10 protein-coding genes are annotated in these 12,510 nt (G+C 60.4%); 5 read left to right on the top strand and 5 right to left on the bottom strand.

Features of this window, described 5'->3' with window-relative positions; genetic code table 11:
* Positions 1-89: 89 nt before the first annotated feature.
* From choV to ACVW0Y_RS14140, 4 genes are all read right to left on the bottom strand, one after another.
* Positions 90-1,268: a choline ABC transporter ATP-binding protein gene (gene choV / locus ACVW0Y_RS14155; protein WP_457438961.1), complete on the bottom strand. Its 1,179-nt coding sequence runs from the start codon at positions 1,266-1,268 to the stop codon at positions 90-92.
* Complete coding sequence (gene choW, locus ACVW0Y_RS14150) at positions 1,265-2,110, bottom strand: choline ABC transporter permease subunit (RefSeq protein WP_457438960.1); 846 nt, start codon at positions 2,108-2,110, stop codon at positions 1,265-1,267. The genes choV and choW overlap by 4 nt, the downstream gene beginning before the upstream one ends.
* Before the next feature lie 92 nt (positions 2,111-2,202).
* Positions 2,203-3,144 (bottom strand): choline ABC transporter substrate-binding protein, encoded by a 942-nt coding sequence (locus ACVW0Y_RS14145; RefSeq protein WP_457438959.1) that lies wholly within the window; start codon positions 3,142-3,144, stop codon positions 2,203-2,205.
* A 318-nt stretch (positions 3,145-3,462) separates the two neighbouring features.
* Positions 3,463-4,401 (bottom strand): choline ABC transporter substrate-binding protein, encoded by a 939-nt coding sequence (locus tag ACVW0Y_RS14140; RefSeq protein ID WP_457438958.1) that lies wholly within the window; start codon positions 4,399-4,401, stop codon positions 3,463-3,465.
* A 329-nt stretch (positions 4,402-4,730) separates the two neighbouring features.
* Here ACVW0Y_RS14140 and ACVW0Y_RS14135 point away from each other — a divergent pair, with 329 nt between their 5' ends.
* Both ACVW0Y_RS14135 and gbdR read left to right on the top strand, forming a co-directional pair.
* The gene (locus ACVW0Y_RS14135) at positions 4,731-6,107 is read left to right on the top strand and encodes an L-serine ammonia-lyase (RefSeq protein ID WP_457438957.1); all 1,377 of its coding nucleotides are present in this window, start codon (positions 4,731-4,733) and stop codon (positions 6,105-6,107) included.
* Between the two features lie 378 nt (positions 6,108-6,485).
* A complete protein-coding gene (gene gbdR, locus ACVW0Y_RS14130) occupies positions 6,486-7,589 on the top strand; it encodes a choline metabolism transcriptional regulator GbdR (RefSeq protein ID WP_108094928.1) in 1,104 nt (367 codons plus the stop codon).
* Positions 7,590-7,662: 73 nt separating this feature from the next.
* Here the strand turns inward: gbdR and ACVW0Y_RS14125 are convergent, their stop codons facing one another.
* Positions 7,663-7,926 (bottom strand): hypothetical protein, encoded by a 264-nt coding sequence (locus ACVW0Y_RS14125; protein WP_457438956.1) that lies wholly within the window; start codon positions 7,924-7,926, stop codon positions 7,663-7,665.
* Between the two features lie 587 nt (positions 7,927-8,513).
* On the opposite strand from ACVW0Y_RS14125, the gene ACVW0Y_RS14120 reads away from it, so the two are divergent.
* From ACVW0Y_RS14120 to dgcA, 3 genes are all read left to right on the top strand, one after another.
* Complete coding sequence (locus tag ACVW0Y_RS14120; protein WP_457438955.1) at positions 8,514-9,491, top strand: dipeptidase; 978 nt, start codon at positions 8,514-8,516, stop codon at positions 9,489-9,491.
* Between the two features lie 213 nt (positions 9,492-9,704).
* A complete protein-coding gene (locus tag ACVW0Y_RS14115) occupies positions 9,705-10,235 on the top strand; it encodes a DUF5943 domain-containing protein (protein WP_457438954.1) in 531 nt (176 codons plus the stop codon).
* Between the two features lie 195 nt (positions 10,236-10,430).
* The gene (dgcA, locus tag ACVW0Y_RS14110; protein WP_457438953.1) at positions 10,431-12,491 is read left to right on the top strand and encodes a dimethylglycine demethylation protein DgcA; all 2,061 of its coding nucleotides are present in this window, start codon (positions 10,431-10,433) and stop codon (positions 12,489-12,491) included.
* The last annotated feature ends 19 nt before the right edge of the window (positions 12,492-12,510 follow it).

Genomic DNA, 12,510 nt, shown 5'->3' with positions numbered 1-12,510 from the left:
CGCGTTGTGGGCGGGGCCGCGCCGGGTTTTTTTAAAACACCACCGCCCCGGGGGCCCCCCCCCGCTCCTACGGGGTCTGCCAGTGCCGGTTAACCGAGGTTCTTGCCCAGCAGCGCGTGATACAGCTCCGTGTCACCGAGTACCCCAACCACCCGATTCTCATCGTGCAGCACCAGCTTGTGGCCGGTCTGGTAACGGATCTGCAGCGCATCACGCATGCCGATGTTGGAGTCCACCAGGGTTGGGCGGCGGGTCAGGCCTTCCACCGCATCACCGGGTGCCCAGTTCTGCAGGGTGATGGCTTGCGCGCCCTGGCGGGCACCTTTGAACAGGTTGCCGTCGGCCAGGCCCAACCAGGAGTCGTTGCCGGGGTCCAGGCACACTTCGCCATTTACCCGCGTGCATTTATCCAGGGTGCGCATCAGGCTGCGGCCACACAACACGTTGAGCGGGTTGGTGTGGGCGACGAAGGTGCGCACGTATTCATCGGCCGGGTTGAGCACGATCTCTTCGGGCTTGCTGTACTGGATGATGCGGCCGTCTTTCATGATCGCAATGCGGCTACCCAGCTTCAGCGCTTCGTCGAGGTCGTGGCTGACGAACACGATGGTTTTGCTCAGCTTGCGTTGCAGCTCCAGCAGCTCGTCCTGCAGGCCCTGGCGGATCAGCGGGTCGAGGGCCGAGAAGGGTTCGTCCATCAGCAGAATGTCGGCGTCCATCGCCAGTGCGCGGGCCAGGCCCACACGCTGCTGCATGCCGCCGGAAAGCTCGTCCGGGCGTTTGTTGCGCCATTGGGTAAGGCCCACCAATTCGATCTTGTCGTTGACCAGCTTGGTGCGCTCGGCACTTGGGCGGCCCTGCATTTCCAGGCCGAAGCTGATGTTTTCGCGCACGGTCAGCCAGGGCATCAGGGCGAATTTCTGGAACACCATGGCAATGCGTTTGGTGCGCATGGCCTTGAGGGTCGCCGCCGAGCAGTTGGCGATATCCACTTCCTGGCCTTCATGTTCGATCAGCAGTCGCCCCCGGCTTACCGTGTTGAGGCCATTGATGCAGCGCAGCAGGCTGGATTTGCCTGAGCCGGAGAGGCCCATCATCACGCAGATCTCGCCGCGCTCGATGTCCAGGCTGGCTTTTTCCACGCCGACCACCAGACCGGTCTTTTTCAGAATCTGGTCGCGGGTCAGGCCCTGGTCCAGTAGCGCCAAGGCTTCCTTGGGGTACTTGGAGAAGATCACGTCGACATTTTCGAAACGAATCATGCTCATTGTTCAACCCTCACTTTCGCTTCGGGTTGTTTGCACACCCGGTCGAGGATGATGGCCAACAGCACAATGGCCAGGCCGGCTTCGAAGCCGAGTGCGATGTCGGCGGTGTTCAGTGCGTTGACCACCGGTTTGCCCAGGCCATCGGCGCCCACCAGCGCAGCGATCACCACCATCGACAGCGACAGCATGATGCACTGGGTGATACCGGCGGCAATGCTCGGCATGGCGTATGGCAGTTCGATGCGCGTCAGCAGTTGTCGGCGCGAGCAGCCAAAGGCCTTGCCGGCGTCCAGCAGTTCATTGGGTACATCGCGGATGCCCAGGTAGGTCAGGCGAATCGGCGCAGCCACCGCGAACACCACGGTGGAGATCAGCCCCGGCACAACGCCCAGGCCGAACAGGGTCAGGGTAGGAATCAGGTACACGAAGGTCGGTACGGTTTGCATCAGGTCGAGGATCGGTTGCATCACCGTGTAAAAGTGCGGGCGGTGCGCAGCCATGATGCCCAGCGGCACGCCAATCAACACGCAGATAAAGGTGGCGAACAGCACCTGCGCCAGGGTTTCCATGGTTTCCTGCCAGTAGCCCAGGTTGAGGATCAGCAGAAACGACAGCACGCAGAACAGGGTCAGGCCCCACTTGCGTTGAATCAGGTGAGTGAGCAAACCGAACAGGCCGATCAGTACCAGCGGATTGAAAAAGGTCAGGCCATTGGTCACCCCATGGATCATGAATTCCAGGGCCGAGGCGATGGCATCGAAGTACGCGGCGCCATGCTGGGTCAGCCACTCTACGAATTCGGCGATCTTCTCGCCCAGAGGGAGTTTTTCAAAAGTCGGCATGGTAGTGAATGTCCACATGCGAGGGGATAGGTACAGCCTGCCGGGCGCACCGCAGGCTTGGCTGCAGGCACCCGGTTACTGCTTGAACGGGCTTACTTGGCGAGGGCGGCTTTGGCAGTGTCGACGCCTGGTTTGCCGTCGATGCTGGTGACCCCGGCCAGCCAGGTGTCGAGCACTTGCGGGTTGGCTTTCAGCCAGGCTTTGGCGGCATCACGCGGCTTCTGGTTTTCGTTGAGCACGGCGTCCATCAGGTGGTTTTCCATCTCCAGAGTGAAGGAGAGGTTGGTCAACAACTTGCCGACGTTGCTGCATTCCTGCACATAGCCTTTGCGCACGTTGGTGAGCACGGTGGCCTGGCCGTAGTTGGGGCCGAAGTACTCGTCGCCGCCGGTCAGGTACTTCATTTTGTTGCGGGTGTTCATCGGGTGCGGTTCCCAGCCGAGGAACACCATAAATTCATTTTTGCGGCTGGAGCGTTTCAGCTGCGAGAGCATCGCCGCTTCACTGGACTCGACCACTTTGAAACCCTTCAGGCCGAAGGCGTCCTTGTCGATCATGCTCTGGATCAGGCGGTTGCCGTCGTTGCCGGGCTCGATGCCGTAGATCTTGCCGTCGAGCTTGTCTTTGAATTTGGCGATGTCGGCGAAGTCTTTCAGGCCGGCGTCATAGGCGTAGTCCGGTACCGCCAGGGTGTACTTGGCACCTTCGAGGTTGGCGCGCACGGTTTCCACGGTGCCGGCATCACGGTAGGCCTTGATGTCGTTTTCCATGGTCGGCATCCAGTTGCCGAGGAATACGTCGAGGTCTTTGCCAGCGGCCAGGGATTTGTAGGTCACCGGTACCGAGATCATGGTGGTCTTGGTTTTGTACCCCAGCGACTCCAGCACTTCGCTGGTGACGGCGGTGGTGACGGTGATGTCGGTCCAACCCACATCGGAGAAACGCACGGTGCTGCAAGAGGCTGGTTCGGCCGCGTTCGCCAGCAGCGGGAGGCCCAGCGACGCGACCAACAGCAAGGGGGTGAAAACTTTCATGGGACTGACTCCTTATGATTTTGTTTTGGCAGTGCAGTGCTGAACGAGAGTTGCCGCTTCTTGTGGTGCCCTTGGCGTGCAGCCCCGGTTGAGCGCGCTATACAGCGCTGCCGGTAGAGAGCCTAGCGGTCGTGTCGAGAACGATCATGGAACAGGGCAAAACAAACGAATACAGGGGGCGTCGCAACCAGTGCAGAGGGCGTCGTATCTGGCACCAGTGAGGTCGTTTACGACCTACCCGACGCTTTTCGTTGCCCCCTGCTGACCCCCCTATGGCATTGACGACACCCTGCACAGGTTCCCAGCTGGGTTTTCCTATCACAGGTCTAGCTTGCTTTTGACGATGGCCAGCGCCGGCTGCCCTTCGTGGGTGGTCACCCCCTGCAGCCAGGCGTCGAGCAACTGCGGGTGCGCCTGGATCCAGTTCTTCGCGGTCTGGCGCGGGTTGAGGCTCTGGTTGAGCACGCCATCCATGAGTTCGTTTTCCATCGACAGTTGGAACTCCAGGTTGCCCAGCAGCTTGCCGACGTTGCCGCATTCCTGGGCGTAGCCTTTGCGCGTATTGGTATAGACGGTGGCACCGCCGTAGTCGGGGCCGAAGTAATCGTCGCCGCCTTCCAGGTATTTCATTTTGTAGTGGGTGTTCATCGGGTGCGGTTCCCAGCCGAGGAACACGATCCACTGATTGAGGTGGCCGGCACGCTCGACGCTGGCGAGCATCTTCGCCTCGTTGCTTTCCACCAACTTGAATTTGCCGATGCCGTAGGCGTTCTCTTTGATCATCTTGTTGATCAGCGCATTTCCGTCGTTGCCCGGTTCGATGCCGTAGATCCTGCCGTCCAGCTTGTCCTGGAACTTGGCCAGGTCCTTAAAGCTTTTCAGGCCGCTGTCGTACACATAGTCCGGCACCGCCAGGGTGTATTTGGCACCATGCAGGTTGGCCCGCAGGGTTTCCACACTGCCGGATTCGCGGTACGCCTTGATGTCGTTTTCCATACTCGGCATCCAGTTGCCGAGGAACACATCGAGCTGCTTGTCCTGCAGCGACTTGTAGGTTTGCGGCACGGACATACGCTTCACGCTGGTCACATAACCGAGGTTGCCCAACAGCAGGCGAGTGACGGCGGTGGTCACGGTGATATCGGTCCAGCCGACATCGGCGAAGCGCACCAGCTTGCAGCTTTCCGGTTCTGCGGCAGTGGCCAATACCGGCGTTGTCAGGCTCAGGGCCAGGCAAACAGAGGTCACGAGTTTCATCAAGACGCGTTCCTTAGCTGAGAGGTCAGCGCTGGGCTGCAGCGCTTAGAGAGTCAGTAGCCATGTAGGCAGCCCATACACTCGCAGGAAGCATGCCGGGCGCGGCGACTATGCGCGTGGAGCGTGATAGCAACCACGCCGGAGGTCGTGTTTGGCGTTGCCGAGGTCGTATTCAGCGCACTCCGGTCGCGTGCGGATGTGAGGGGCTGCAAGGGCGACGTTGGTGGATATGACCGGGTCGGTGTGGGACCCCGTGCGGGCCGCTAAAAGGCTGATCATCCGCGCATTCGCGGGGGCTCTCCCGCCCTGTACCGGATGAGGAAAACAACATGGCCATCAGCGTCTTCGACCTATTCAAAATAGGCATCGGCCCGTCCAGCTCACACACCGTCGGCCCCATGCGCGCCGCGGCGCTGTTCGTTCAGGGGCTGCGGGAACGCGGCGAGTTGCAACAGGTACGCCGTGTGGAAGTGCGCCTGTACGGCTCGCTGTCGGCCACCGGTATCGGGCACGGCAGCGACAGCGCGGTGATCATGGGCCTGATGGGCAATTGGCCGGACGCCATCGACCCGGCGCACATCGCCCCGCGTATCGCCGCTCTGCATGACAGCCAGTGCCTGCTGCTTGATGGGCATTTCGAAGTGCCGTTCCAGTGGCAGCGCGACATGCTGCTGCTGGAGGAAAACCTGCCTTACCACCCCAACGCCATGACCCTGATAGCCGAGGGTGAGAGCGGGGAGCTGCACCGCGATACCTACTACTCGGTCGGCGGTGGTTTTGTGGTGGATGCCGAGCAAGCGGCCAGTGGGGTGCTGGACCAGGATCACACCCAGTTGCCCTACGACTTTTCCAGCGCCGAAGAACTGCTGAGCCTGTGCAAGACGCACAACCTGCGGGTGTCGGAACTGATGATGGCCAACGAAAAGGCCTGGCGCAGTGAGGCCGAGATTCGCCAGGGCCTGATGCGCCTGTGGCAGGCGATGCGCGACTGCGTCGACAACGGCCTCAAGCACGAAGGCATTCTGCCTGGCGGGCTTAACGTCAAACGCCGAGCCGCCAAGCTGCACCGCAGTCTGCAGGAACTGGGCAAACCCAATGTGATCGGCTCGACCCTCAGCGGCATGGAATGGGTCAACCTGTTTGCCCTGGCAGTGAACGAAGAAAACGCTGCCGGCGGACGCATGGTTACCGCGCCCACCAATGGCGCGGCCGGCATCATTCCTGCGGTATTGCATTACTACGTGCGCTTCAGCCCGGCGGTGACCGAAGCGGACGTCTGCGAATACTTTCTGGCTGCTGCGGCCATCGGCATTCTGTGCAAGAAAAACGCCTCTATCTCCGGTGCCGAAGTGGGCTGCCAGGGCGAAGTCGGTTCGGCCTGCGCCATGGCGGCGGCGGGCCTGGCGGAGATTCTAGGTGCCACTCCGGGGCAGCTGGAAAACGCCGCAGAAATCGGCCTGGAACATAACCTCGGCCTGACCTGCGACCCGGTGGGCGGCCTGGTGCAGGTGCCGTGTATCGAGCGCAACGCGATTGCCGCGGTGAAGGCCATCAACGCCGCGCAGATGGCCCTGCGCGGCGACGGCGAACACTTTATTTCGCTGGACCGGGTGATCCGCACCATGCGTGACACCGGCGCGGATATGCACGACAAGTACAAAGAAACTTCGCGCGGTGGCTTGGCGGTCAGCGCTATCGAATGTTGAGGTCTCAACGGTCCTCATTCCTGTAGGACCGAGGTGAAGCTGCACAGTTTTTGATCGCTACCGACGACGCGCGCCATCTTTTGGCGCGGCCTGTTCTACCAGTGACAGTTTCCGAAAGCGCCGCCGGAGCGCTCTTCAAAGTGCTACGAAACTGCTCAGTCACTCCAGGCTACGGGCCTTGGCACTTCCGTTCTGACCTTATAAGCGGTGGCGATTTAGAGCCTTAGCGACGTCGTTTTTGGTTTTTTTTGAATGCGCGTTCAATTTAGGCATGGGCTTTGCGTTAGCCCCTGCCATAGCCCGGCGCTGTGATTCACAGGTGGGCGATAAAAATAAAGAGCTTCGACTGAAGCCACACCTGCGTGAGGAGATACCGTGATGTCGCCGTTCAACCAAGGGGCTCAACCCCAGAACCGTGCTCCACAATCCATTGGCTTTCTGCTGCTGGATAATTTCACTCTGATTTCCCTGGCTTCGGCCGTCGAGCCGCTGCGCATGGCCAACCAGCTGTCGGGCCGCGAACTCTATCGTTGGACCACCATGACCCTGGACGGCAACCAGGTATGGGCCAGCGATGGTCTGCAGATCACCCCGGATTGCGCCGCCGCGAAAGCGCCGGCCCTGGATATGGTGATTGTCTGCGGCGGCATCGGCATTCAGCGCAGTGTTACCCGCGAACACGTTCTGTGGCTGCAAACCCAGGCGCGCCAGTCGCGCAAGCTGGGTGCCGTGTGTACCGGTAGCTGGGCCCTGGCCTGTGCCGGTTTGCTCGATGGTTTCGATTGCAGCGTGCACTGGGAATGCCTGGCGGCGATGCAGGAAGCCTTCCCGCGGGTGGTGATGAGCACCCGCCTGTTCACCCTCGACCGTAACCGTTTCACCAGCTCCGGCGGCACCGCGCCCCTGGACATGATGCTGCACGTTATTTCCCGCGAGCATGGCCGCGAGCTGTCGGCGGCGATTTCGGAAATGTTCGTCTACGAGCGCATCCGCAATGAGCAGGATCACCAGCGCGTGCCGCTCAAGCACATGCTTGGCACCAACCAGCCGAAGCTGCAGGAAATCGTGGTGTTGATGGAGGCCAATCTGGAAGAGCCGATCGACCTCGACGAGCTGGCGGTATACGTCAACGTGTCCCGTCGTCAGCTGGAGCGGCTGTTCCAGAAATACCTGCACTGCTCGCCATCGCGCTACTACCTGAAACTGCGCCTGGTGCGGGCACGGCAGCTGCTCAAGCAGACGCCGATGTCGATCATCGAAGTGGCCTCGGTGTGCGGTTTTGTGTCCACCCCGCACTTCTCCAAGTGCTACCGCGAGTACTTCGGCATTCCACCGCGTGATGAGCGCATGGGCTCCAACACGGCCCAGCAAGTGGCCCTGATGCCGATTCCGCAGGCGTTGGTATTGGCTTCTACGCCGGGGGCGATGTCGGCGTTGAGTCAGGCGCGCAGCGAATCCACTTTCGCCAGCGTTCGGCTTTAAGGGCTATCGCGGCTAAAGCCGCTCCTACGGACTGCACTGCCCGTAGGAGCGGCTTTAGCCGCGAAGTGCTTTATCAACCGCCATGGCTCTCGTTGTACTGCGCCAGCGCCGGCAGCAAATGCCGCGAAATGGCTTCACGCACGGCCGGCAACATCACCGCGCCGCTGGCGAGCATCTGTTCCACCATCTTGCGTAACGCCAACGCCCGCAGGGCATCGAGCCCCAGCACGGCCTGCTCGCACGCCTGTTCCGGCGAGGCGTCAGGGGCCACGACAAAACCCAGGGTTTGCAGGCGTTCGCGCAGGTCGTCCTGGTCGATCAGGTCAGCGTGCATCATGGCCGTGGTCCTTGTACGGGGGAGAGGTGAATCGATTCTGGGGAGGGCTGAGGGCGGCGACAAGCGACATGGCTGTTATATGCATGAGCAGGTCGTTTTCAAGCAATTATCGGTCGTTCGCAATCGGCACAATGGCCGCCAGAGCGTCAGCCTTGATTGGCACTTGTCGAGCTGTTTGGTTGGGTTTGGTCACCCGGGCAAAGTAGTCGGTTCGGCTTGGACTCTCCCTGTTAGAAGCATATTGCCCCTCCACGCTGTGTCGGCTTTGCGGAGGGGCTTTTTTTTGCGTGTAAGAAAGCGACCGGCTGCGCGTCGGCGTTGCTCTAGCTCGCTCGATCTGGATCTTTGGTGCGGCTGAAATCAAAAAGCTCGCGGCTAAAGCCCCTCCCACTGGGAATTGCGATCCATTGTGGGAGGGGCTTTAGCCGCGAAGCTTTTTGATCTTCTTCCCCCGACACCGCTGCTTTGACGCTTTCGACAATTCCCCTGTCGTTTTTGCGCGATAGCGGCAAACCCCCAAGGAATATGCTGGCTCAAAGCGCCGGCAAACGATTCGGCGCGACTCGCTACGAGAAGGGGACAGCCTGATGAGCCCAGCCGAATTGCACGCCGACAGCATCGTTATCGACGGTCTGATCATCGCCAAGTGGAACCGTGAGCTGTTCGAGGACATGCGCAAAGGCGGCCTGACCATGGCCAACTGCACCGTCTCGGTATGGGAAGGCTTCCAGGCCACGGTCAACAGCATCGCTTCCAGCCAGAAGCTGATGCGCGAAAACGCCGACCTGGTAATGCCGGTGCGCACCACCGCCGACATCCGTAAAGCCAAGGAGCAGGGCAAGACCGGCATCCTCTTCGGCTTCCAGAATGCCCATGCCTTCGAAGACCAGATCGGCTACGTGGAGATCTTCAAGCAGCTGGGCGTGGGCATTGTGCAGATGTGCTACAACACCCAGAACCTGGTGGGCACCGGTTGCTACGAGCGTGACGGTGGCCTGTCGGGTTTCGGTCGCGAGATCGTTGCCGAAATGAACCGCGTCGGCATCATGTGCGACCTCTCCCATGTCGGTTCCAAAACCTCCGAAGAAGTCATCCTCGAATCGAAAAAACCGGTGTGCTACTCCCACTGCCTGCCGTCCGGGCTCAAAGAGCACCCGCGCAACAAGTCCGATGACGAACTCAAGTTCATTGCCGACCATGGCGGGTTCGTTGGCGTGACCATGTTTGCGCCGTTCCTGGCCAAGGGCATCGACTCCACCATCGACGACTACGCCGAAGCCATCGAATACGTGATGAACATCGTTGGCGAAGACGCCATCGGTATTGGCACCGACTTCACCCAGGGCCATGGCCAGGACTTCTTCGAATACCTGACCCACGACAAGGGCTACGCCCGCCGCCTCACCAGCTTCGGCAAGATCATCAACCCACTGGGCATCCGCACCGTGGGCGAATTTCCCAACCTCACCGAAACCCTGCTCAAGCGCGGCCATAGCGAGCGCGTGGTGCGCAAGATCATGGGCGAGAACTGGGTAAGTGTTCTCGCCGACGTCTGGGGCGAATGATGAATACCTCCGCAGCCTACTGCGCCCGCCGATAGCTGCGGCGTGTCCTCGCGTTAAGCGAGCCGTACCTCGGTACTGTCTCGCTTAACGCTCCGGGCCTCCTTGCTCTCGACGTGCTCGCTACGGCTGCGAAGGCATTCATCGCGACTTTTTATCAGGGCAAAACCTGGCGGTTTTGCAGAAGCGAATCACGTTATTTCTGGAGCTTTACCCATGGCCAAAATCGCGCCCCAACTGCCTATCGAAGTCGACAGTGAAACCGGTGTCTGGACCAGCGATGCGTTGCCGATGCTGTATGTGCCGCGGCACTTCTTTGTCAACAACCATATGGGCATCGAGGAGGTGCTGGGCGCCGACGCCTATGCCGAGATTCTCTACAAGGCCGGCTACAAATCGGCCTGGCACTGGTGCGAGAAAGAGGCCGAATGCCACGGCATCGAAGGCGTGGCGGTGTTCGAACACTATATGAAGCGCTTGAGCCAACGCGGCTGGGGGCTGTTCAAGATCCAGGACATCGACCTGGGAAAAGGCACCGCCAGCGTCAAGCTCGAACACTCCTGTTTTGTGTACGTGTACGGCAAGGTTGGCCGCAAGGTGGATTACATGTTCACCGGCTGGTTTGCCGGTGCCATGGACCAGATTCTTGCCGCCAGCGGCAGCAGCCTGCGTACCGTCGCCGAGCAGCTGTATGGCGGCTCGGAAGAGGGGCATGACGATGGGTTGTTCATCGTAAAACCGCTGTAAGTCGCAAAAAAAGAATCTACCCGTTTACCTGTTTTACCCGTCCAGCCGTTTATCCCGTAGGAGCGGCTTTAGCCGCGATGCTGTTGATCTTCAACGATCGCCTAAAGGCTATCGCGGCTGAAGCCGCTCCTACGGTTAGACGGTACGGGGTCCGGGGAACGCATAAAAAGGTCGCCCTTCCGTGAGGTTGCCGTAATGGCTTTTGAATCCATGTTCCAGCCGATCCAGATCGGCAAACTGACCATCCGCAACCGCGTGCTCAGCACTGCGCACGCCGAGGTGTATGCCACCGACGGCGGCATGACCACCGAGCGCTATATCAAGTACTACGAAGAGAAAGCCAAGGGCGGTATCGGCCTGGCGATCTGTGGTGGCTCTTCCGTGGTGGCGATCGACAGCCCGCAGGAGTGGTGGAGTTCGGTGAACCTCTCCACCGACCGCATCATTCCGCACTTCCAGAATCTGGCCGATGCCATGCACAAGCATGGTGCCAAGATCATGATCCAGATTACCCACATGGGCCGCCGCTCGCGCTGGGACGGCTTCAACTGGCCGACCCTGATGTCGCCGTCGGGCATCCGTGAACCGGTACACCGCGCCACCTGCAAGACCATCGAGGTGGAGGAAATCTGGCGTGTCATTGGCAACTACGCACAAGCTGCCAGACGCGCAAAGGAAGGCGGTCTGGACGGTATCGAACTGTCGGCCGTGCACCAGCATATGGTCGACCAGTTCTGGAGCCCGCGGGTCAACAAACGCACCGATGAATGGGGTGGCACCTTCGAAGGGCGGATGAAGTTCGGCCTGGAAGTGCTCAAGGCGATTCGCCAGGAAGTCGGCCCGGACTTTTGCGTGGGCATGCGTATCTGTGGTGACGAATTTCACCCGGATGGCTTGAGCCACGAGGACATGAAGCAGATCGCCAAGTACTACGACGACACCGGGATGATCGACTTTATCGGTGTGGTGGGATCGGGTTGCGACACCCACAACACCCTGGCCAACGTGATCCCCAATATGAGCTACCCGCCGGAGCCATTCCTGCACCTGGCGGCGGGCATCAAGGAAGTGGTCAAGGTACCGGTGCTGCACGCGCAGAACATCAAGGACCCGAACCAGGCCACGCGGATTCTCGACGGCGGCTATGTGGATATGGTCGGCATGACCCGCGCCCATATCGCCGACCCGCATTTCATCGCCAAGATCAAAATGGGCCAGGTCGACCAGATCAAGCAGTGCGTCGGCGCCAACTATTGCATCGACCGCCAGTATCAAGGGCTGGACGTGCTGTGTATCCAGAATGCCGCCACCTCCCGTGAATATATGGGCGTGCCGCATATCATCGAAAAAACCACCGGCGTGAAGCGCAAAGTGGTGGTGGTCGGTGGTGGTCCGGCCGGGATGGAGGCTGCTCGGGTTGCCGCCGAGCGTGGCCACGACGTGACCTTGTTCGAGAAAAAAGATGCATTGGGCGGGCAGATCACCACTGCCTCAAAAGCGCCGCAGCGCGACCAGATTGCCGGTATCACCCGCTGGTATCAGCTGGAACTGGCCCGTCTGAAAATCGACCTGCGCCTGGGCACCGGTGCCGATGTGGCGACCATCCAGGACCTGCGCCCGGACGTGATCGTGCTGGCCAACGGCGGTCATCCGTTCCTGGAGCAAAACGAACACTGGGGCGCGGCTGAAGGCCTGGTGGTCAGCAGTTGGGATGTGCTCGACGGCAAAGTGGCACCGGCGAAAAACGTGCTGGTGTACGACACCATCTGCGAATTCACCGGTATGTCGGTGGCCGACTTTATGGCCGACAAAGGCTCGCAGGTGGAAATCGTCACCGACGACACCAAGCCCGGCGTGGCCATGGGCGGTACCTCCTTCCCCACCTACTACCGCAGCATGTACCCCAAAGAAGTGATCATGACCGGCGACATGATGCTGGAGAAGGTCTACCGCGAAGGCGACAAGTTGGTGGCCGTGCTGGAGAACGAATACACCGGTGCCAAAGAAGAGCGGGTGGTCGATCAGGTGGTGGTGGAGAACGGCGTACGCCCGGATGAAAGCCTGTACTACGCGTTGAAAGAAGGTTCGCGCAACAAGGGCCAGATCGATGTCGAGGCGTTGTTTGCGATCAAGCCGCAGCCCTGCCTGAGCGAAGCCGGTGCGGGTTACCTGCTGTTTCGCATCGGCGACTGCGTGGCCCAGCGCAATACCCACGCGGCGATCTACGACGCCTTGCGCCTGTGCAAAGACTTCTGATGTAGCTCAGCACCCGCCC

The sequence above is a fragment of the Pseudomonas sp. TE3786 genome (genome assembly GCF_054057335.1).
Note: the sequence above shows the minus strand (reverse complement) of the source record. Positions and strands in the feature narration are given on the sequence as shown.

What these genes read in the sequence shown, in the direction of transcription:
- choV (WP_457438961.1), bottom strand. Translation starts at nt 1,268, where the DNA reads ATGAGCATGATTCGTTTCGAAAATGTCGACGTGATCTTCTCCAAGTAC.
- choW (WP_457438960.1), bottom strand. Translation starts at nt 2,110, where the DNA reads ATGCCGACTTTTGAAAAACTCCCTCTGGGCGAGAAGATCGCCGAATTC.
- ACVW0Y_RS14145 (WP_457438959.1), bottom strand. Translation starts at nt 3,144, where the DNA reads ATGAAAGTTTTCACCCCCTTGCTGTTGGTCGCGTCGCTGGGCCTCCCG.
- ACVW0Y_RS14140 (WP_457438958.1), bottom strand. Translation starts at nt 4,401, where the DNA reads ATGAAACTCGTGACCTCTGTTTGCCTGGCCCTGAGCCTGACAACGCCG.
- ACVW0Y_RS14135 (WP_457438957.1), top strand. Translation starts at nt 4,731, where the DNA reads ATGGCCATCAGCGTCTTCGACCTATTCAAAATAGGCATCGGCCCGTCC.
- gbdR (WP_108094928.1), top strand. Translation starts at nt 6,486, where the DNA reads ATGTCGCCGTTCAACCAAGGGGCTCAACCCCAGAACCGTGCTCCACAA.
- ACVW0Y_RS14125 (WP_457438956.1), bottom strand. Translation starts at nt 7,926, where the DNA reads ATGATGCACGCTGACCTGATCGACCAGGACGACCTGCGCGAACGCCTG.
- ACVW0Y_RS14120 (WP_457438955.1), top strand. Translation starts at nt 8,514, where the DNA reads ATGAGCCCAGCCGAATTGCACGCCGACAGCATCGTTATCGACGGTCTG.
- ACVW0Y_RS14115 (WP_457438954.1), top strand. Translation starts at nt 9,705, where the DNA reads ATGGCCAAAATCGCGCCCCAACTGCCTATCGAAGTCGACAGTGAAACC.
- dgcA (WP_457438953.1), top strand. Translation starts at nt 10,431, where the DNA reads ATGGCTTTTGAATCCATGTTCCAGCCGATCCAGATCGGCAAACTGACC.